This is a genomic window from Comamonadaceae bacterium OTU4NAUVB1 (assembly GCA_024372625.1).
Lineage (GTDB): Bacteria > Pseudomonadota > Gammaproteobacteria > Burkholderiales > Burkholderiaceae_C > Variovorax.
The window spans coordinates 2120285-2138891 of the sequence record CP099605.1 but is presented as its reverse complement, the minus strand read 5'-3'; the positions used below and the strand labels follow the sequence as shown (position 1 = coordinate 2138891).

Sequence of the window (18607 nt, the reverse complement as noted above, 5' to 3'; positions counted from 1 at the left end):
GCGCCGGCGTCCTCACAGGACCATCTGCGGGATCGACTCGATGACGCGCCGGATGTAGTCCACCAGCGTCTCCAGCATCCACGGCCCGGCGATGACCAGCACGGCCACGGCGGCGATGAGCTTGGGCACGAAGGCCAGCGTCTGCTCGTTGATCTGCGTGACGGCCTGGAAGATGCTCACCACCAGGCCGACGGCTAGCACCGTGAGCAGCACCGGCATCGACACCGTCAGCAGCATCGCCAGGGCGTCGCCGCCCATCGTGACGACGGTCTCCGGATTCATCGCGCGAAGCTCGCGGCGAGCGAGCCGATCAGCAGGTTCCAGCCGTCGGCCAGCACGAACAGCATCAGCTTGAACGGCAGCGCCACCAGCACCGGCGACAGCATCATCATGCCCAGCGACATCAGCACGCTGGAGACCACGATGTCGATCACCAGGAACGGGATGAAGATCATGAAGCCGATCTGGAACGCCGTCTTCAGCTCGCTGGTGGCGAAGGCCGGGATCAGCACGCGCATCGGCGCGGTCTGGGCGGTGGTGCCGGCGGGCAGCTGGGCCAGGCGGGCGAACAGCGCGAAGTCGGACTGGCGGGTCTGCTTGAGCATGAAGTCGCGCATCGGCGCCTCGGCCTTGGCGATGGCGCCCTCGAAGCTCAGCGTGTTCTCGGTGTAGGGCTTGTAGGCCTCGGCGTAGACGCGGTCGAGCGTCGGGCCCATGACGAAGAACGTCAGGAACAGCGACAGCCCGATCACCACCTGGTTGGGCGGCGCCGACTGCGTGCCCAGCGCCTGGCGCATCAGCGACAGCACGATCACGATGCGGGTGAAGCCCGTCATCATCAGCACGATGGCCGGCAGGAACGACAGCGCCGTGAAGAACAGCAATGTCTGCACCGGCACGGAGAAATTGGTGCCGCCGGCGCCCTGGCCGATGAGCAGCGGCAGCTGGCCGCCGGCCTCCTGGGCCTGCGCGGCCGGCGCGAGCAGCATCAGCGCGAGCAGGGCGCCGCCGCTGGCGACGGTGCCGGCCAGGGCGGTCGCGCGGCGGCGCGGCGGGGCGGTCCGGTCAGGCATGCGGTGCTTCGGTTCCATGCGGGGAGGAGGAAAAGGGGGACGCGGGGCCCGGGACGTCCAGCGTGTGCAGGCAGGTGATGGACTGCGCCGTCACGCCCAGCACCAGCTGGGTGCGCGCGCCCTCGGGGCCGACCTCAACCGTGACGACGCGCTGCTGCGGCCCGACGGCGACGGCCGAGACCAGCTTCGCGTTCGACCCGGCCGCCAGCGCGCCGGGCAGCAACCCGCCGCGCTTCTCCTGCCAGCGCTTGAGCAGGAACGGGATCGACAGGATCGCCAGGACGAACAGGACGACGGTGACGAGGCTTTGGGTCATTTCATTCCTGAACCTGCAGCGTCCCCATCCGGGAACACCGTGGAACCGGCTCCGCCGGGCCGCCGGTGTTGCCCCCGGAAGGGGGTTGGCGAAGCGACACGCCAGTGCGCGAAGACTGGGGGAGAGCCACGTCTAGCCACGGTTCACGCGGCGCAGGCGTTCCGAGGGCGTGACGACGTCGGTCAGGCGGATGCCGAACTTGTTGTTCACCACCACCACCTCGCCCTGGGCCACCAGGTAGCCGTTGACCAGCACGTCCATCGGCTCGCCGGCGAGCGTGTCGAGCTCGACGATGGAGCCCTGGCCGAGCTGCAGCACGTGCTTGATCGGCACCTTCTTGCGCCCGAGCTCGACCGTGAGCTGCACCGGGATGTCCAGCACGCGCTGGATGTCGTGCAGCGGCGCCTGCGCGTCGGCCGCGGCGGTGGGGCCGGCGGGCGCCCCGGCGTCGAGCGCCTCGGCCCAGCCGGCGCCTTCGTCGGCGGGGGCCTCGAAGGCGGTCTGTTGTTCAGCGGACATGGTTTCCTCCAAGCCAGTGCGGGTCGTCCCCGCGAAGGCATTCGTCGATGCGCAGCGCGTAGTGCGCGTTGTGGGTGCCGTAGTGGCAGGCGAAGACCGGCGTGTTGTCCACCGAGGCGACGACGCGCGGGGAGCGGTCGAACGGGATGAAGTCGCCCGGCTTCATCGCCAGCAGCTGGCCGATGGTGAGTTCGGGCTGCGCCAGTTCGGCCACCAGCGTGACCTCGGCGGCCTGGATCTCGCGCGTGAGCAGCGTCACCCAGCGCCGGTCCTCGGCCAGTGCCTGGGCCTGCTGCGCGCCGTAGAGCACGTCGCGGATCGGGTCGAGCACGGCGTAGGGCATGGCGATGCGCACCGCGCCCTCGAAGTCGCCGATCGCGAAACGCAGCGTGGTCACCACCAGCTTGTCGGCCGGCGCCGCGACGTTGAGGAACTGGACGTGCGTCTCGCTGCGCTGGTAGGCCAGCTCGAGCGGGTAGATCTCTTTCCAGGCCTTGTTGTATTCGCCGCAGACGATGCCCACCAGGCGCTGGATCACGCGCAGTTCGGTGGGCGAGAAGTCGCGCCCCTCCATCACCGTCTGCAGCCGGCAGGCGCCGCCGTAGAGCGCATCGACCAGCGCGGAGATCAGCGCCGCCTCGCACACCACCAGGCCGTTGCCGCGCAGCGGCTGCAGCGAGACGACGTTGTAGTTGGTGGGCTGGGGCAGCGCGCCGACGAACTCGGCGTAGGTCGCGATCTCGACCGGCGCGATCGAGATCTCGGCGCTGCGGCGCAGGAACTGGAACACGCCCACGCGCAGGTGGCGCAGGAAGCGCTGGTTGACGATGTCCAGCGTGGGCATCGGGCGGCGCACCATGCGGTCGGCCACCGAGAGGTCGTGGTCGCGCACGGCCGCCGCGGCCATGCGCGCCACCGCGTCGTCGCCCGGCGCCACGGGCGCGGCGGCCGGCGGCGCGGCCACTGCATCGTCGAGGGCGGCGGTGTCGGTCATTGGACGATGAAGGCGGAGAACAGCACGCCCTGCACCGGGCTGTAGGCGGCGCGCTTCCTGCGGCGCGGCGGCGGATCCTCGTCCTCCGCGTCGTCGCCCTTGGCCTTGGCCTTGACGCTGCGCGAGGATTCGACCTCGTAGCCGAGCACCTCGGAGACCTCGGCGCGGATGTCCAGGGCGAGCTTCTCCTTGCCGTCGCGCTTGAGCAGCTCGTCGGAGGTGCGCTGGGAGACCAGCATCAGCACGCCGCTGCGTACCTTGGGCATCAGCACCTTGATCTTCTCGACCGTCTTGTCGCTCTCCACCTCCAGCGTGATGCCGACCTGCGCGACACGCTCGCCACCGGGGTCGGCGAGGTTGAGCACCATGTTCTCCAGCGCCAGGTAGACCGGCGCGGCGCCGGGCTTGGCTTGGGGCTCCTCCTCGTGGGCGGGCTGCTCGTCCTTGGCGGCGGTGTCGTGGCCCTTCTGTTTGAGGAAGTACCAGGCGCCACCACCGCCACCGGCGGCCAGCACCAGGACGGCGACCAGGGCGATGACGAGGCCCTTCTTTCCTTTGCCCGCGGGCTTGTCGGTGGCCGTGGCGGGATCGGCGGGTTTGGCGGACACGGTGTTTCCTTGGCTTTCGTTCGTTCGTTCGTCGGATCGACGCCGCGGCAGGCGTTCGCGCAAGGGCGCGGTGCCGTCGGCATGGGAACGATTATTCGAGCGATCGCCCGGGACCAAGGGCGTGAAAAGGACCGGGAAAACAGCGCTTTACGATGCCTTGGCCGCCCGCTTCGCGGGGTCGCGAAGCGAGGGCACGCTCAGACGTAGAGGTCGAGCGAGCGCCGCCCGCCCGCGCCGCGCGGGGCGGTGGCCGGCGCGGCCGCGAGCGGCGCGGCCGCGCGGGCGCCGTCGCCGCCCGGGAGCGCGGCGGCCGTGGCGCGCGCGTCGCCGTCGCGCCCGCCGCCAGCGGAGGCGTCCCCGCCCGCGCCCCGGCCGCCCACCGACGCGTCGGCCAGCACCATGCCCTCGCCGCCGAGCATCTCGCGCAGCTGCGGCAGGGTCTGCGCCAGCGCCTGGCGGGCCTCGGGCGCGTCGCTGCGGAACACCACCTGCGCCTCGTTGCCCTGCACCTTGACGCTGACCGACACCGGCTGGCCGCCCACGTCGACCGTGAGTTCGGCGCTCTGCGTCTTCTGCGCCATCCACCAGCCGAACCGGTCGAGCAGCTCGCCGGACGCACCGGCCGCCGTCGGCGCCGCCGAGGCACCGGCCGCGCCCGCCGACGGCGTCGTCGCGGCGCCGGTGGGGCCCGTGCCGCCGCCGAAGAAGGCGCCGGCCGCGCCGCCGTCGGCTTCGCCCGGCGCGCCGCCGGCGCGTTCGGCGCGGCGCGGCGCGGCCTGGGCAGGCGCCAGCGCGACGCCGGCGGCGAGCGCCGCGTCGATCGTCGCCGTCGCGCCCGCCGACCCGGTCGTCGCGGTCGCGCCCGCCGTGGCGATCGAGGCCGCGCCGGTGGCGGCCTCCTGGGCCACGGCGCGCTGCTGCAGCAGGGTGGTGGGGGTGTGCTCCACGGCCGCTGCACGGGCCGCGCCCGGGGTCTGCAGCGACACCGTCGCGGCGCCCGCGAGCGCGGTGGCGGCGCCCCCGCGCGCCCGGGCGGGATCGTCCGCGACGGCGCCGGTGGCGTCCGCTCCGGCGCCCGCGCCGCGCGCCGTGGCCGGACGCCAGCCGAGGGACGCGACCGTGCCGGCCGCCGCGCCGGCGACGCCGGCGGCATCGGCCGCGATGGCCGCCTCGGCCGTAGCGGGCGCGAAGCCCGGTCGTGGCGACGCGCCGGGCGCCGGGACGAAGCGTCCCGTGCCGTCGGCGCCGCCGGCCGCATCGCCGATCACCGGCAGGCCGGCGCCGTCGGTGGCCCGCGGCGATCCGGCCGCAACCGCGAGCGTCGCGGGCGCCACCGGCGGGGCCAGCGTGGGCACCAGGCCGCTCTGCGCCAGCAGCAGGGCGTTGTCGATCGCCGGCGCCTCGCGCGCGTCCGGCGCGCCGGACGCGCCGGGCGTCGTGGCCGTGGCCTCGGGCGCGGTGGCGTCCGGCGCCGCGCCGTGGCCGGGTTCGCGTGCGTCGCGGGCCGGGTCGTCGCCACGCTCGGCGCCGGCGCGGGCGGTGGCCCGGGCCTCGGCGCCGGACGGCGCGGCGGCGTTGCCGGGCGCGGCGTCCGGGCGGGGCGGGCGGGCCTCGGCGCGGCCCGGGCCCGGGGCCGGTTCGCGGGCGGGCGCGGCGGCCTTCTCGCGCGACGGGGGTGGGGGCGGGGGTGGCGGCGGCGCGGCCGCGGCGAGCGCCGAGCGGAAGCCGCCGTCGAAGGCGCGGCCGTCCGCCGCGCCACGCTCCGGCGCGCGCGGCGCCGCCACGCCCAGTGCCGACAGGACGCCGCCGGTCGATTCGGCGGCCCTCATCGCACGCCCTCGCTCATGCGCATCTCGACCAGGCGCCGGTACTGCAGCGAGGCGCTCTCGTCGGACTGCTTCTGTTCGCGCCGGTCCTGCAGCGCCTGCGCGTCGCGCAGGCGCGTCGCATTGAGCTGGCGCAGGCTCTCCAGGCGCGATTCGTTCTCGCGCAGGGCGCCGGCCGCGCGCTCGACCCCGGCCAGCGCATCGCCCACGATGCCCGTCTGCATCACGATGGCGTGCGTCAGGCGGGCCATGAACTGGTAGTGGTGACGCATGATCTCCGGCATGCAGCCGACCTGCTTGGCGGCCCAGCGGTCGGTGCATTCGCCGGCATAGGTCTCCAGCTGCTCGAGCTGGGCGCACGCGGCGCTCCAGCCCTGGCGGGCCTGCGCCACCACCCGCGCGGCGGCGTCGCGCCGTTCGAGCGCCTGCTGGAGCGCGAGTTCGAGGCCGTTCGTTCGGGTCATGGGGATGTGCTCCGGGTCGGGGGAAAAGGGGGCCGGGCCGCTCAGGCCAGGGTGGTCGCCATGTGCTCGAGGCTGGGCGCGAAGGGCGCGCCCTCGTGCATGGCCTGCTGCAGGAAGGCGCTCATGGCCGGCTGGCGGCGGATCGCCTGGTCGAGCGCCGGATCGCTGCCGGCCACGTACACGCCCAGGCGCACGAGATCGCGGCTCTTGCGGTAGCGCGAGTAGGTGGCGCGGAACTCGCGCGCGGCGGCCATGTGCGCCTGCGAGACGACGTTGTGCATCACGCGCGAGGCCGACTGCTCGATGTCGATGGCCGGGAAATGCGCCTCCTCGGCCAGTCCGCGCGACAGCACGATGTGGCCGTCGAGGATGGCGCGCGCGGCGTCGGCGATCGGGTCCTGCTGGTCGTCGCCCTCGGACAGGACGGTGTAGAAGGCGGTGATCGAGCCGACCCCGTTGAGGCCGTTGCCGCTGCGCTCCACCAGCTGCGGCAGCTTGGCGAAGCACGACGGCGGATAGCCCTTGGTGGCCGGCGGCTCGCCGATGGCCAGGGCGATCTCGCGCTGCGCCATGGCGTAGCGCGTGAGCGAATCCATCAGCAGCAGCACGTGCTGGCCCTTGTCGCGGAAGTGCTCGGCGATGGCCGTGGCGTAGGCCGCGCCCTGCATGCGCAGCAGCGGCGGCGCGTCGGCCGGCGCGGCCACCACCACCGAGCGCGCGCGGCCCTCGGCGCCCAGGATGTCCTCGATGAATTCCTTGACCTCGCGCCCGCGCTCGCCGATCAGGCCGACCACGATCACGTCGGCCTCGGTGTAGCGCGCCATCATCCCCAGCAGCACGCTCTTGCCCACGCCCGAGCCGGCGAACAGGCCGATGCGCTGGCCGCGCCCGACGGTGAGCAGGGCGTTGATGGCGCGCACGCCGGTGTCCAGCGGCTCGCGCACCGGGTCGCGGTCCATGGCGTTGATCGGGCGGCGGTCCATCGGCTCGGCCTTGACGTCGGTGACCGGGCCCTGGTGGTCCATCGGCCGGCCCTGCGGATCGACCACGCGGCCGAGCAGCCCGGCGCCCAGCGGCAGGCGCAGCGCGCCGATGCTGATGGCGACGTCGTGCTCGGGCTCGCCCAGGCGCGGCAGCGGCACGTAGGGCGCCGCGGGCACCACGCCGGCGCCGCTGGACAGGCCGTGCACGTCGCCCGCTGGCATCAGGAAGGCGCGGTCGCCGGAGAAGCCCACCACCTCGGCGAGCACCGGCGACTGGTGCGCCTGGTGGATCAGGCACTGCGAGCCCACCGGCGTGCGGATGCCCGTGGCCTCCAGCACCAGCCCGGCCAGCCGCGTGAGCGTGCCGTGCACCTCCAGCCCGGGGGCGCGCTCGACGCGCGCGCGCGCGTCGGCCATGTAGCGCTGCCAGGCCGCGCGTTCAGGCGCCATGGTCGTGCTCCGTGGAGAGCGGTGAGGGCGCCGGCATCGGCATCGGCACCGGCGCGGCGACCGCGACGGGGTGCGGCTGCCACGGCATGTCCAGCCCCAGGCTGGCGACCGCGCGCGCCCAGCGCGTGGCCATGCCGCCGTCGATCACGGCGCCGGCGCACTCGACCCGGCAGTCGCCCGGCGCCAGCGCCGCATCGGCGACGACGCCGACGGCCTGCCCGGCGAACTCGGCGCGCAGGTGGACGTCGAGCGATTCGAAGTCGACCGGCGACAGCCGCACGACGGCGTTGCGGCCGTCGGCCATGAGCAGGCCCAGGGCCTCGCGCACGACGGACTCCAGGGCCCGGGGCTGGGTCGCCATCTCGTGGCGCAGCACCTGGCGCGCCAGGGCGCAGGCGATCTCCAGGGTGCCGCGCGCGATGTCCTGCTGGGCCTGCGCCAGGCCGTCCTCGGCCGCCGCGACGACGGCGGCCAGGCGCGCCGCCGTCTCCTGGCCATGGGTGGCGAAGTAGTCCGCCATGTGGGCCTGCGCCTCGGCCAGGGCCTCGGCGCGGCCGGTCGCGCGGCCTTCGGCCAGGGCGTCCTGGCGTGCCTGCCACAGCGCCTGCTGGTGGGCCGACTCGGCCTCGCGCGGATCGTGCGCGGGAACGGCCGGGCTGCCGACGCGCTCGAAGCGCCAGCGCGAGAAACCGGCGATGTCCTCGCTGGGGATGAGGGCGGTCTTCATGGGTGCCCCTTCAGACGAAACCGCCGCCGCCGCCGCCCAGGGTGATCTGGCCGTCGTCGGCCAGGCGGCGCACCGCCTTCAGGATCTCCTTCTGCTGGGCCTCGACCTCCGACAGCCGCATCGGGCCGCGCGACTCCAGGTCCTCGCGCAGCGATTCGGCCGCGCGCGAGGACATGTTGGCCAGGAACTTGTCGCGCAGCGCCGGAGCGGCGCCCTTGAGGGCGACGATGAGCGTCTCCGAGGCAACTTCCTTGAGCACCAGCTGCAGCGCCTTGTCGTCGAGCTTCATGACGTCGTCGAAGACGAACATCAGGTCGGCGATCTGCTGGGCCAGGTCCGGGTCGTGCATGCGGATGGCGTCGATCGCCTGGGTGTCCACGCCCGCGCCGAGCATGTTGATCATCCCGGCGGCGGTCTTGGCGCCGCCGAGCGACGCCTTCTTGATCTTGCCGCCGCCGGCCAGCACGCGGAACATCACCTCGTTGAGGTCCTCCAGCGCGGCGGGCTGGATGCCCTCGAGCGTGGCCACGCGCAGCAGCACCTCCGCGCGCAGCGCCTCGGGCAGCGCCACCAGGATGGCCGAGGCGTGCTCGGGCTCCAGGTGCACCAGGATCGCCGCGACGATCTGCGGGTGCTCCACCTTCAGCACCTCGGCCACCGAGGCGGCGTCCATCCACTTCAGGTTCTCGATGCCGGTGAGGTCGGCGGTCTGCAGGATGCGGTCGACCAGGATCGCGGCCTTCTCCGTGCCCAGCGCGCGCTGCATCACCGCGCGCACGTAGTCGCTGGTGTCGGCGGCGAACAGGCTCTGTCCGGCCGTGGCGGTGACGAAGCGGTCGGCCACCTGCCCCAGGCGCTCGCGCGAGACGGCGCGCGTCTTGGCGATGGTCTCGCCGATCTTCTGCACTTCACGTGGCGAGAGGTGGCGCAGCACCTGGCCGGCTTCCTCCTCGCCGAGCGACATCAGCAGGATCGCCGCGTCGCTGAGTCCCTGTTCGTCCATGGCCATGACCGATCAGGCGCCGGCCGGGGACGCGGCGGCGTCGCCGTTGACCCAGCCCTTGACGATGTTGGCCACCGCGCCGGGGTTGTCACGCGCCATCTGGCGGGCGCCCTCCAGGCGGGCCTGCTCGGGCACCACCTCGGGCGGCGCCGGCGTGGGCAGCGCCGCGGCACTCGCGCCGACCCCCATGCCGATGCCCGTGGCGCCGCCGGCGGAAGCGGCCAGCGCCGGGCGCAGGGGTTCCTCGGACAGCAGGGTGTCCAGCGTGGCGCCGGGCGCGGCCAGCGCGCCGAGGGCGCCGGGGGAGGGCAGCGCGGCGGGCTGCGGCACCACCGCCATCGCCTTCAGGCCGGGGCGCACCATGCCGAACAGCACGATCGTGCCGATCACCGCCAGGCCGATCGGCCAGGCCAGGCTGCGCACCAGCTCCAGGGTCTCGGGCTTCTTCCACAGCGGCAGTTCCGGCGCCTGGGACGTCGCGTCGACCAGGAAGGGCGCGTTCATCAGGTTGACCGAGTCGCCACGGTCCTTGCTGAAGCCGATGGTCTCGCGCACCAGCGCGGTCATCTGCTCGATCTGCTGGGGCGACAGCGCGGTCGGGCTGCTCTTGCCCTGGGCGTCGGCGATGTTCTGGTAGTTGACCACCACGGCGGCGCTCAGGCGGCGGATCTGGCCGGTGGCGCCGCGCACGGTCTTGACCGTCTTGTCGACCTCGTAGTTGGTGATGGATTCGCGCTTGCCCGGGGGCTTGGCGGCGGTGGCCGCGGCGGCGCCGGCCGTGGCCGCCGTCGCGGCGGCGGGCGCGAGCGGGGCGGCGGCGCCGTTGACCGGGGCGGTCGAGGGGCCGGGCGGCTGGTTGGTGGTCGCGCCGGGCACGCCGCCCGCGCCGGCGCCACCGGCCGCGGCGGCCCCGGTGGTCTCCACCGTCTGCTGGCTGCGCACCGCGCTGGCATCGGCCGTGAGGTTGGGGCGGTGCTCCTCGGAGGTGGCCTCGGTCTGCGAGAAGTCGACGTCGGCCGTGACCTGCGCCTTCACGTTCTGGCGGCCCACCACCGGCTCCAGGATGTCCAGGATGCGGCGGGTGTAGAGCTGTTCGAGCTGCTGGCGGTATTGCAGCTGCTGTCCGTCCACCGCGCCGGCCGCGTCGCCGGCGGCGCCGCTGTCCGACAGCAGCTTGCCGCTGTCGTCGAGCACGCTGACGGCCGTGGGGGCGAGTTCGGGCACGCTGGAGGCCACCAGGTGGACGATGCCGGCGATCTGGGCGCGCTCCAGGGCGCGGCCGGGGTAGAGGCTCAGCAGCACCGAGGCCGAGGGTTTCTGCTGCTCGCGGAAGAAGCCGTTCTGGCTGGGCAGCGCCAGGTGGACGCGGGCGCTCTGCACCGAGCCCAGGGCCTGGATCGAGCGCGTGAGCTCGCCCTCCAGCCCGCGCTGGAAGTTGAGCTTCTCCTGGAACTGCGTCATGCCGAAGCGGCTGTTCTCCATCAGCTCGAAGCCCGCGACCGATCCCTTGGGCAGGCCCTGGGAGGCCAGGCGCAGGCGCACGTCGTGGACCTTGTCGGCCGGCACCATGACCGCGCCGCCGCCGTCGGAGTACTTGTAGGGGATGTTCATCGTCGCGAGCTGGGCGACGACGGCGCCGCCGTCCTTGTCGCTCAGGTTGGCGAACAGCACGCGCCAGTCGGGCTGGCGTCCGAGCACGACCGCGGCGATGGCCACGGCCACCAGCACGACCGCGCCCAGCGCGAGGCGCATGCGCTTGCGACGGTCCATCGTCGCGAGGCGGCCGCCCCAGGCGGGCGCCGGCGCGGCGTTGGAGAAAGAGGCGGCAGGCAGATCGGCGACAGCGGACATGGTGGCAATCGGTAAGGCGGCGGACGGCCCGGTTGCCTTCCACTGGCAGCGATTATTCGATCCGCCCGGCGCCGCCATAAGCCCGATAAAGCGCACCTTTCACCGTCATTTCCCGGGGATCGATCGGTGCCCGCGCCCCTAGCATCGGTGCCATGGAACTCCGTCTCGCACCCGTCACCGTCCCCCTCGTCGCCCGCTCCGCCGACGCCTCGCGCGCGGTCGAGGCCGCCCCGGAGGGTGGCTTCGCCGGCGCCCTGCGGGGCGCCCTCGGCGCCGTCAGCAGCGCCCAGACCCAGGCCACCTCCATGCAGCGCGAAGTGCAGATGGAGAATCCGAAGGTCGGCCTGGAGGAGACCATGCTCGCCATCCAGAAGTCGCAGATCGGCTTCCAGGCCACGCTGCACGTGCGCAACCGGATGGTGCAGGCCTACAGCGACATCATGAACATGCAGGTGTGAGGCGGCTTCAGGAGCGCGTCGCGGTGCCGCCGTCGATCCCCGCGAACGACCGCTCCAGGAATTCCACGCACACCCGCACCTTGGCCGACTGCGCCAGGCGCGTCGGGTAGACCGCCCAGACGTTGGCCTCCTGCCGGTAGTCCGGCAGCACGCGCGCCAGGCGGCCGTCGCGCAGCAGCGCGCCGACCTGCCAGATCGAGCGCAGCACGATGCCCCGGCCGTCGACCGCCCACTGCACGGCGATCTCGCCGTGGTTGGTGGACATCGGCCCGGTCACCTTCACGGTCTGCGTGCCCCCGCCGGCGGCGGCCAGCTTCCAGACGCCGAACGGGTGGTCGCGCTCGCGGATCACCAGGCAGTCGTGCGCGGCCAGGTCGGCCAGCGCCTGCGGGGCGCCGCGCCGCGCGAGGTAGTCGGGCGCCGCGCACAGCACCCGGTGGTTGGCCGCGAGCCGGCGCGCGATGAACTGCGGCGCGATGTCGTCGCCCACGCGCACGTCCAGGTCGAAGCCGCCGTCGGCGATGTCGATGAGGTGGTCGAACAGCTCCAGGCGCACCGCCATCGTCGGGTGCGCGGCGATCATCCGCGCCAGCGCCGGCGCCACCACCTGGCGGCCGAAACCGAAGCTGCCGCTCACGCGCAGCAGGCCGCGCGGGGCGCGCCGCGCGGCGGCCACCTCCTCGACCAGGCTGTCGAGGTCGTCGAGCACGCGCAGCGCCCAGGCATAGACGCGCTCGCCTTCCTCGGTGATGGTCACGCGCCGCGTCGTGCGGTGCAGCAGCCGGGTCGCCAGCTGGGTCTCCAGCACCCGGATGCGCTTGGTCACGTAGGCCGGCGACACGCCCAGCGCCTGCGCGGCGGCACGGAAGCTGGTCTGGCGGGTGACGGCGACGAAGACGCGCAGGTCCTCGGTGGCGGGGGTGTTGTTCACGCGGCGTGCACGATCGATTGACGAAACACCCGATGGTAGGGCGAGCGTGAATTCACGACACTGGAGGCCTTCCAGCCCTTCCCATCCACCCCCCATCCGACTCCAGGAGACCCGCACCCATGAGCAACCGCCCCTTCGACATCGCACTCATCCCCGGCGACGGCATCGGCAAGGAAGTCATTCCCGAGGGCGTCCGCGTGCTCGAGGCCGCCGCGAAGCGCTTCGAGCTGACCCTGAACCTCAAGCCCATCGACTGGGCCAGCTGCGACTACCACGCCAGGCACGGCCAGATGATGCCGGACGACTGGAAGGCGCAACTCCAGCCGATGGACGCGATCTACTTCGGCGCCGTCGGCTGGCCCGCCACCGTGCCCGACCACGTGTCGCTGTGGGGGTCGCTGCTGAAGTTCCGCCGCGAGTTCGACCAGTACATCAACCTGCGGCCGGTGCGCCTGTTCGAGGGCGTGCCGTGTCCGCTGGCCGGCCGCAAGCCCGGGGACATCGACTACTTCGTGGTGCGCGAGAACACCGAGGGCGAGTACACCAACCTCGGGGGCGTGATGTACGCGGGCACCGAGCGCGAGATCGTGATCCAGGAATCGGTGTTCTCGCGGCACGGCACCGACCGCGTGCTGAAGTACGCCTACGAACTGGCGAAGTCGCGCCCGCGCAAGCACCTGACCGTGGCCACCAAGAGCAACGGCATCGCCATCAGCATGCCCTGGTGGGACGGCCGCGCCGACGCGGTGGGACGGGACTACCCGGAGGTCACGACCGACAAGCAGCACATCGACATCCTGACCGCGCGCTTCGTCATGCAGCCCCAGCGCTTCGACGTCGTGGTGGCGAGCAACCTGTTCGGCGACATCCTCTCGGACCTGGGGCCGGCGACCACCGGCACCATCGGCCTGGCGCCCTCGGCCAACCTGAACCCGGAGCGGAATTTCCCGTCGCTGTTCGAGCCCGTGCACGGCTCAGCGCCGGACATCTACGGCCAGAACATCGCCAACCCGATCGCCATGATCTGGTCGGGCGCGCTGATGCTGGATTTCCTGGGCTGCCGGCCGGCGCACGACGCGATCGTGGCGGCCATCGAGCAGGTGCTGGCCCGGGGTCCGCGCACGCGCGACCTGGGCGGCGAGGCCTCGACGACGGAAGTGGGCCAGGCGATCGCGGCGATCGTGGCCGGGGGCTGAAGGACCGCGGAGCGGGCAGGGCGCGCCCGCGGGCCCGGGGTCAGTGGACCTGCTGCGCGCGCGGTTCGAGCAGCTGGTCGAACTGCGACAGCCAGGGCTCGGCCAGCGTGCGGATCTCCGCGTCGTGGCGCAGGATGCGCTGCATCACGCGCATCTTCTCGGCGCGATCCTCGCGCGGCAGGTCCTCCGAGCGGGCCTTGTAGCGCAGCTGCTCGATGAGCACCACGCACACGCCCTCGCAGCGCACCACGGCGTCCCAGTCCTCGCGACGGGCGGCGCGCAGCATCTGGCTGCTGGCCTCCTCGATGGCGGTGTAGTAGTCGAGCAGACGTTCTTGCATGGGGGACTCGATTCGGTGGGGCTGCATGGACATGGCGACGGCGCTCACGCGGGTTGCGCGCTGCGCTGGCGGCCCATTTCCTTCCAGCCGTCGGCCACCGGCGTGATCAGCGCGACCACCTCGGCCAGGGCGCCGACGTCGTTGCGCACGTTGCCCTGCGTCAGGCGCTGGATGCAGTAGTCGTAGAGGGCGCGCAGGCGCTGGGCCAGCTCGCCGCCGCGCTTGTCGTCCAACCCGCCCTTGAGGCCTTCCTCCAGAAAGCGCACCGCGCGCTGGATCTGCGCGCCCTTGGTCGCCACGTCGCCGCGCGAGAGCGCGCCGCGCGCCGCGTTGACGGCCTGCAGCAGGCCGTCGAACAGCAGCACGATGAGCTGATGGGCGTCGGCGCCATCGACGCTCGACTGGGCGCCGACGGTCTTGTAGGCCGAGGCGGCGCGGAGGCTGGGAGGTGTGTACATGGCGCGTGTCCTTTGCAGTTCTTGCTTTTGTTATCGGCAGCCGGTGCGGGAACTCAAGGCCCGTTTCAGTTCGACTTGTTCCACTGTGCGATTTGTTGCGTGATGTAGGTGTTGAGCGCCGTCAGCGACGAGACGGTGGTGTCGAGCGAGGCGTACTGCTTGCGCAGGCGCGTCTCGGTCAGCGTCAGGCGCGTGTTCACCCGGTCCTGGTCCTTGTCGTTGGCGGTCTTCTGCAGCTGCAGCGATTCGGTCTTGCTGCCGAGCGTGCCGCTGGTGCCGATGGCCTCCTGCGCGAAGGTGGAGAAGCGGCTGGCGAAGCCGGCCGTCGCGTCGCTGGCGGGGACGGCGGCGCCGCCCGCGGTCGCGCCGGCCGTCGTCGCGCCCGGCGCGGCGATGCCGGAGAAGAACTGCCGGACCGCCGCCGGATCGGCGAGCGCCTTGGTGAGCTTGGCGTCGTCGACCACCAGCTTGCCGGTCTTGTCCTTGCTCACCTCGATGCCCAGGTCCGACAGCTGCGTGATGGCGCCGCCGCCCGAGGCCGCGCCCACCATGCCGCGCAGGGCGTTCTGCAGTCCACGCGTGGTGCCGTCGCCCTGGAGCAGGGCGGCGGTCTTGGTGGTGGGGTCGTACTTGGTCGCCGCGGCGAACATGTCGTTGGTGGCGTTGTAGGCGGTCACGAAGGTCTTGATCGCGGTGCGCATGGCGCTGGTGTCGGACGTCACGTCGACCTTCACCGGCGCGGTGGTGACCTGCGAGAGCGTGAGCGACAGCCCGGGCACGTTGTCGACCAGGGTGTTGGTGGGCGAGGTGATGTCGATGCCGTTGATGGTGGCCTTGGCGTCCTCGCCGTACTGCACCTTGCCCGCGGCCATGCCCTTGCCGCCGGCCGGATCGTCGAAGGCCAGCAGGCCCAGTCCGGGGGCGCCCGCGGCGCCGCCGTCGTCGGTGGCCTGGATGCGGAAGCCGGCCGCCTCTCCGGTGGCGGTCGAGCGCATCATCAGCCGCTCGCCCGAGGCGTCCTTCAGGACCGTGGCCGAGACGCCGGCGCCCGACGCGTTGATCTTGGTGGCGATGCTGCCCAGGGTGTCGGTGGCCGTCACGTCGACCTTGATCGCCGCCGCCGCGCCCTGCGTGAACGCGGGGGTCGGCCCGCCGCTCCACGCGCCCAGCGCGATCGACAGGCTGCCGCTGCCCACCGGAGAACCCGGCGGGCTGACGGCCGCCGACGCCGCGGTCTGCGCGCGCGCCAGCGTCGAGACCGAGATCTCGAACGAACTGATGGAGGCGTTGGCCGTGCCGGTGAGGGAGGCCGAGATGGCCGCGGCGTTGCCCGTGGCGGCCGTCTTGCCGTCCCAGATCGCGGCCTTGGCCAGCGCCCCGGCCGCGTCGGACAGGGAGGACAGTTGCGACTTGATGGAGCCGAAGGCCGAGATCTTGCTGTCGAGGGTGCTGGCCTTGGTCTGCAGCGAGGTCAACGGCCGCTTTTCCACGGCCATGAGCTTGGTCACGATGCTGTCGACGTCCAGGCCGCTGCCGATGCCGGCCGATGAGATGGTTGCCATGGTCTTTCTCCTCTGCTTGTCCGAAGGTGGCGCTCACGCACGCCACGGATGCGTCATGCAAAAGGCGGCGAACGGAATTCTCCGTTCGCCGCCTGGGGGCAAACCCTTCAGGAAGACCCTGAAGAGCCCCCTGTTGTCGTCTTTGCGGCCGGGATCAGCGCAGCAGCGACAGCACGCCCTGGGGCAGCTGGTTGGCCTGGGCCACCATCGCCGTGCCGGCCTGCTGCAGGATCTGCGAGCGCGACAGGTTAGCGGTTTCGGCCGCGAAGTCGGCGTCCGTGATCCGGCTGCGCGAGGCGGTCAGGTTCTCGGCCGAGCTGGCGAGGTTGGAGACCACCGATTCGAAGCGGTTCTGGATGGCGCCCAGGTCGGCGCGCGATGAGTTGACCGACTTCAGCGCGGCGTCCATGGCCAGGATGGCGTTGTCGGCGCCGTCGACCGTGTCCACCGACAGGCCGGCGAAACCGGTCTGCGCGGTGCCGGCGGTGGTGATGGTGGCGGCCGTCGAGCCGACGGTCAGGCCGGTGTTGGTCACGGTGCCGGCCACGGTGATCGGCGAGCTGCCGTTGGAGGTCAGCGTGATGGCGCCCGAGGCGGCGGCCGTCGCGACCACACCGGATTCCGAGCTCTTCTTGTTGATCGCGGCGGCGACGTTGGCGCCCTGGGTGGCGACGTCGGTGCCGGCGTTCACGGCGCCGATGCTCACGCCGTTGATGCTGAACGCGTTGGCCGTGATGCCGCCGAAGGCGGCCGGGGCCACGCCCGTCGTGGTGGCGGTGTAGGCGTCGACGCTGGTCCAGGAGCCCAGTTGGTTCACGTTGGCGTTGGCCAGGCTGGCGATCGTGATGGTGTCGCCCTGGTTCGCGCCCACCTGGAAGGCCTGGGCGCTGAAGCTGCCGTCGAGCAGCTTGTTGCCGTTGAAGGAGGTCTGGCTGGCCACGCGGCCGATTTCCGCCTTCAGCTGGACCACTTCCTTCTGCAGGGCGGCGCGGTCGTCGCTGGAGTTGGTGGCGTTGCGGGACTGCACGGCGATCTCGCGGACGCGCTGCAGGTTGGTGCTGATGGTGCCCAGGGCGCTTTCGGCGGTCTGCGCCAGCGAGATGCCGTCGTTGGCGTTGCGGCCGGCTTGCGTCAGGCCCTTGATCTGGGCGGTCATGCGCTCGGAGATGGCGAGGCCGGCGGCGTCGTCCTTGGCGCTGTTGATGCGCATGCCGGAGGACAGGCGCTGCATCGACGTGGTCAGCGAGTTCTGGCTGGCGCCGAGGTTGCGCTGGGCGTTGAGCGAGTTGATGTTCGTATTAATGACGGAAGGCATGATCAGATTCCTTGAGGGTGTTGAGTTACGGCATCGCTGCCAATGTCATCGCCAGTCACTGACACTGGCTTACCGGTCAAACCTCGCTGTGAGGCCCGATGTGTGGTTTTCGGGCGGTCGGGCCGGAGTCTTTAGGCTTTTTATTTTTCTTTTTGACCCTCAAGAAACCGCCCCGGGGATCGATAAGCGCGATCGCCAAGCGCGCAGGGCGTGGAACGCGGTGTCGGACAAAGTCTCAAATGAGCAAAAGTTGGCATTTTCGTCGACTAAAAACAACGATTTTGGGCTGAATCTCATGCGCTGTTACAAAAAAGATGGGGTTGCCGAGGGCTCCCGACGTCTTTTCGAGGGCGTAGGCGAAAGATTTAGAAATTCCGTATTTCAAACTGTAACGAGTAGGAAAGGTTACACAAGTCGATTTTGTTGATCCGATAGAAATCGAATTTCTGAATCCATTTGTTTTACGTGAGTACCTTGGATGTAGGAATTTGCCTTGCCGTCGTGTCGGAGAACCGGTCCCGGTTAACGGTTTTTTGCCTATTAAAGTTTTTGTTGCGCCGTCCACAATCGCCTCATCGAACGACAGGACCGCGGTCCGCGAAAGGCACCAGATGACGAGCGAACAGATGCTGACGGAGATCAAGGAAGCCAACCTCACCTACCTCATGCTGTCCCAGAGCCTGATCCGCCAGGACAAGGCCCAGGCGCTGTTCCGCCTCGGGATCTCGGAGGAATCGGCCGACCTCATCGCCACCCTGTCGCCCTCCCAGATCATGAAGCTCGCCTCCAGCAACATGCTGCTGTGCCGCTTCCGCGCCGACGACGACATGGTGTGGAACCTGCTGACCCAGCACAACCTCCCCGCGCGCACCACCAACGAGTCCACCGCCATGCTCCACGCGAACCTGCTCATGTCCAGCCGCTTCGCCGAAGCCTCGCTCTGAATCGCCGCCCGTCTCGTTTTTCCGAAGGAGCCTGTCACTCATGCCCGCCCACAAAAGCATCGTCGGTGAATCGCGTCAGATCGAACGGGCGGTCAGCCTGATCGAGATGGGTGCCCGGCTCCAGGTCCTGGAGAGCGAGACCGAACTCTCCTACGAGCGGCTCCTGCGCCTCTACAAGGAAGTGGCGGGCAAGTCGCCTTCGAAGGGCCAGCTGCCGTTCTCCACCGACTGGTTCCTGACGTGGCAGCCCAACATCCACGCCTCGCTGTTCCACAACATCTACACCTACCTCGCCAAGACCAGCACGCTCGAGGGCATCGACGCGCTGATCAAGGCCTACCAGCTCTACACCGAGCAGGTCGGCGTGTGCGGACTCGACGCGCAGCTGTCGATCACGCGGGCCTGGCGCCTGGTGCGCTTCATGGAGAACCAGATGCTGGCCATGACCAAGTGCTGCAAGTGCGGCGGCCAGTTCGTCACCGAGCCCTACGAGAACGCGCGCCACTTCGCCTGCGGCCTGTGCGTGCCGCCGGCGCGCGCGGGCAAGGGCGCGGCCGCGGGCAGCATCCAGCTGCAATAGCCGCGCGGA

General features: G+C 71.4%; 21 protein-coding genes. 4 read left to right on the top strand and 17 right to left on the bottom strand.

Annotation, left to right across the window (positions count from 1 at the left end; genetic code table 11):
• Positions 1 to 12: 12 nt before the first annotated feature.
• The 12 genes from fliQ to fliF all read right to left on the bottom strand — a co-directional run bounded on the left by fliQ (position 13) and on the right by fliF (position 10814).
• Positions 13 to 282: a flagellar biosynthesis protein FliQ gene (gene fliQ / locus NF681_13525; GenBank protein ID UST53337.1), complete on the bottom strand. Its 270-nt coding sequence runs from the start codon at positions 280 to 282 to the stop codon at positions 13 to 15.
• A complete protein-coding gene (fliP, locus tag NF681_13520) occupies positions 279 to 989 on the bottom strand; it encodes a flagellar type III secretion system pore protein FliP (GenBank protein UST55774.1) in 711 nt (236 codons plus the stop codon). The genes fliQ and fliP overlap by 4 nt, the downstream gene beginning before the upstream one ends.
• Positions 990 to 1065: 76 nt before the next feature.
• On the bottom strand, positions 1066 to 1389 hold the full coding sequence (locus NF681_13515) for a flagellar biosynthetic protein FliO (GenBank protein ID UST53336.1): 324 nt from the start codon (positions 1387 to 1389) through the stop codon (positions 1066 to 1068).
• Positions 1390 to 1521: 132 nt separating this feature from the next.
• A complete protein-coding gene (fliN, locus tag NF681_13510; GenBank protein UST53335.1) occupies positions 1522 to 1908 on the bottom strand; it encodes a flagellar motor switch protein FliN in 387 nt (128 codons plus the stop codon).
• Positions 1898 to 2902: a flagellar motor switch protein FliM gene (fliM, locus tag NF681_13505; protein ID UST53334.1), complete on the bottom strand. Its 1005-nt coding sequence runs from the start codon at positions 2900 to 2902 to the stop codon at positions 1898 to 1900. The genes fliN and fliM overlap by 11 nt, the downstream gene beginning before the upstream one ends.
• Positions 2899 to 3510, bottom strand: a complete 612-nt coding sequence (locus NF681_13500) for a flagellar basal body-associated FliL family protein (protein UST53333.1) — start codon at positions 3508 to 3510, stop codon at positions 2899 to 2901. Before NF681_13500 ends, fliM begins: the two co-directional genes overlap by 4 nt.
• Positions 3511 to 3707: 197 nt before the next feature.
• Positions 3708 to 5339 (bottom strand): flagellar hook-length control protein FliK, encoded by a 1632-nt coding sequence (locus tag NF681_13495; GenBank protein UST53332.1) that lies wholly within the window; start codon positions 5337 to 5339, stop codon positions 3708 to 3710.
• Positions 5336 to 5800, bottom strand: coding sequence for a flagellar export protein FliJ (locus NF681_13490; GenBank protein ID UST53331.1), 465 nt, complete (start codon positions 5798 to 5800; stop codon positions 5336 to 5338). Before NF681_13490 ends, NF681_13495 begins: the two co-directional genes overlap by 4 nt.
• A 41-nt stretch (positions 5801 to 5841) precedes the next feature.
• Positions 5842 to 7233 (bottom strand): flagellar protein export ATPase FliI, encoded by a 1392-nt coding sequence (gene fliI / locus NF681_13485; GenBank protein UST53330.1) that lies wholly within the window; start codon positions 7231 to 7233, stop codon positions 5842 to 5844.
• Positions 7223 to 7960, bottom strand: a complete 738-nt coding sequence (locus NF681_13480; GenBank protein ID UST53329.1) for a flagellar assembly protein FliH — start codon at positions 7958 to 7960, stop codon at positions 7223 to 7225. Before NF681_13480 ends, fliI begins: the two co-directional genes overlap by 11 nt.
• A 10-nt stretch (positions 7961 to 7970) precedes the next feature.
• Positions 7971 to 8963: a flagellar motor switch protein FliG gene (fliG, locus tag NF681_13475; protein ID UST53328.1), complete on the bottom strand. Its 993-nt coding sequence runs from the start codon at positions 8961 to 8963 to the stop codon at positions 7971 to 7973.
• A gap of 12 nt (positions 8964 to 8975) precedes the next feature.
• Positions 8976 to 10814, bottom strand: a complete 1839-nt coding sequence (gene fliF, locus NF681_13470) for a flagellar M-ring protein FliF (protein ID UST53327.1) — start codon at positions 10812 to 10814, stop codon at positions 8976 to 8978.
• Between the two features lie 152 nt (positions 10815 to 10966).
• Between fliF and fliE the strand changes: the two genes are divergently transcribed.
• Entirely contained in the window at positions 10967 to 11272 is a 306-nt protein-coding gene (gene fliE / locus NF681_13465) for a flagellar hook-basal body complex protein FliE (GenBank protein ID UST53326.1), read from the top strand.
• Positions 11273 to 11279: 7 nt separating this feature from the next.
• Here the strand turns inward: fliE and NF681_13460 are convergent, their stop codons facing one another.
• Positions 11280 to 12203, bottom strand: coding sequence for a LysR substrate-binding domain-containing protein (locus NF681_13460; protein ID UST53325.1), 924 nt, complete (start codon positions 12201 to 12203; stop codon positions 11280 to 11282).
• A gap of 119 nt (positions 12204 to 12322) precedes the next feature.
• On the opposite strand from NF681_13460, the gene NF681_13455 reads away from it, so the two are divergent.
• Complete coding sequence (locus NF681_13455) at positions 12323 to 13399, top strand: tartrate dehydrogenase (protein UST53324.1); 1077 nt, start codon at positions 12323 to 12325, stop codon at positions 13397 to 13399.
• 40 nt (positions 13400 to 13439) lie between these two features.
• On the opposite strand, the gene NF681_13450 is transcribed toward NF681_13455, so the two are convergent.
• The 4 genes from NF681_13450 to NF681_13435 form a co-directional block, all read right to left on the bottom strand.
• Positions 13440 to 13739 carry a flagellar protein FliT gene (locus tag NF681_13450; protein UST53323.1) on the bottom strand — a complete coding sequence of 100 codons (300 nt, stop codon included), beginning with the start codon at positions 13737 to 13739 and terminating at the stop codon, positions 13440 to 13442.
• A 44-nt stretch (positions 13740 to 13783) separates the two neighbouring features.
• Entirely contained in the window at positions 13784 to 14197 is a 414-nt protein-coding gene (fliS, locus tag NF681_13445; protein UST53322.1) for a flagellar export chaperone FliS, read from the bottom strand.
• 65 nt (positions 14198 to 14262) lie between these two features.
• Positions 14263 to 15759, bottom strand: a complete 1497-nt coding sequence (fliD, locus tag NF681_13440) for a flagellar filament capping protein FliD (GenBank protein ID UST53321.1) — start codon at positions 15757 to 15759, stop codon at positions 14263 to 14265.
• A 154-nt stretch (positions 15760 to 15913) separates the two neighbouring features.
• A complete protein-coding gene (locus NF681_13435; GenBank protein UST53320.1) occupies positions 15914 to 17074 on the bottom strand; it encodes a flagellin in 1161 nt (386 codons plus the stop codon).
• Between the two features lie 611 nt (positions 17075 to 17685).
• Between NF681_13435 and flhD the strand changes: the two genes are divergently transcribed.
• Entirely contained in the window at positions 17686 to 18018 is a 333-nt protein-coding gene (flhD, locus tag NF681_13430) for a flagellar transcriptional regulator FlhD (GenBank protein ID UST53319.1), read from the top strand.
• Positions 18019 to 18058: 40 nt separating this feature from the next.
• On the top strand, positions 18059 to 18598 hold the full coding sequence (flhC, locus tag NF681_13425) for a flagellar transcriptional regulator FlhC (GenBank protein ID UST53318.1): 540 nt from the start codon (positions 18059 to 18061) through the stop codon (positions 18596 to 18598).
• Positions 18599 to 18607 lie beyond the last annotated feature (9 nt).

What these genes read in the sequence shown, in the direction of transcription:
- fliQ (UST53337.1), bottom strand. Translation starts at nt 282, where the DNA reads ATGAATCCGGAGACCGTCGTCACGATGGGCGGCGACGCCCTGGCGATG.
- fliP (UST55774.1), bottom strand. Translation starts at nt 989, where the DNA reads ATGCTGCTCGCGCCGGCCGCGCAGGCCCAGGAGGCCGGCGGCCAGCTG.
- NF681_13515 (UST53336.1), bottom strand. Translation starts at nt 1,389, where the DNA reads ATGACCCAAAGCCTCGTCACCGTCGTCCTGTTCGTCCTGGCGATCCTG.
- fliN (UST53335.1), bottom strand. Translation starts at nt 1,908, where the DNA reads ATGTCCGCTGAACAACAGACCGCCTTCGAGGCCCCCGCCGACGAAGGC.
- fliM (UST53334.1), bottom strand. Translation starts at nt 2,902, where the DNA reads ATGACCGACACCGCCGCCCTCGACGATGCAGTGGCCGCGCCGCCGGCC.
- NF681_13495 (UST53332.1), bottom strand. Translation starts at nt 5,339, where the DNA reads ATGAGGGCCGCCGAATCGACCGGCGGCGTCCTGTCGGCACTGGGCGTG.
- NF681_13490 (UST53331.1), bottom strand. Translation starts at nt 5,800, where the DNA reads ATGACCCGAACGAACGGCCTCGAACTCGCGCTCCAGCAGGCGCTCGAA.
- fliI (UST53330.1), bottom strand. Translation starts at nt 7,233, where the DNA reads ATGGCGCCTGAACGCGCGGCCTGGCAGCGCTACATGGCCGACGCGCGC.
- NF681_13480 (UST53329.1), bottom strand. Translation starts at nt 7,960, where the DNA reads ATGAAGACCGCCCTCATCCCCAGCGAGGACATCGCCGGTTTCTCGCGC.
- fliG (UST53328.1), bottom strand. Translation starts at nt 8,963, where the DNA reads ATGGACGAACAGGGACTCAGCGACGCGGCGATCCTGCTGATGTCGCTC.
- fliF (UST53327.1), bottom strand. Translation starts at nt 10,814, where the DNA reads ATGTCCGCTGTCGCCGATCTGCCTGCCGCCTCTTTCTCCAACGCCGCG.
- fliE (UST53326.1), top strand. Translation starts at nt 10,967, where the DNA reads ATGGAACTCCGTCTCGCACCCGTCACCGTCCCCCTCGTCGCCCGCTCC.
- NF681_13455 (UST53324.1), top strand. Translation starts at nt 12,323, where the DNA reads ATGAGCAACCGCCCCTTCGACATCGCACTCATCCCCGGCGACGGCATC.
- NF681_13450 (UST53323.1), bottom strand. Translation starts at nt 13,739, where the DNA reads ATGCAAGAACGTCTGCTCGACTACTACACCGCCATCGAGGAGGCCAGC.
- fliS (UST53322.1), bottom strand. Translation starts at nt 14,197, where the DNA reads ATGTACACACCTCCCAGCCTCCGCGCCGCCTCGGCCTACAAGACCGTC.
- fliD (UST53321.1), bottom strand. Translation starts at nt 15,759, where the DNA reads ATGGCAACCATCTCATCGGCCGGCATCGGCAGCGGCCTGGACGTCGAC.
- NF681_13435 (UST53320.1), bottom strand. Translation starts at nt 17,074, where the DNA reads ATGCCTTCCGTCATTAATACGAACATCAACTCGCTCAACGCCCAGCGC.
- flhD (UST53319.1), top strand. Translation starts at nt 17,686, where the DNA reads ATGACGAGCGAACAGATGCTGACGGAGATCAAGGAAGCCAACCTCACC.
- flhC (UST53318.1), top strand. Translation starts at nt 18,059, where the DNA reads ATGCCCGCCCACAAAAGCATCGTCGGTGAATCGCGTCAGATCGAACGG.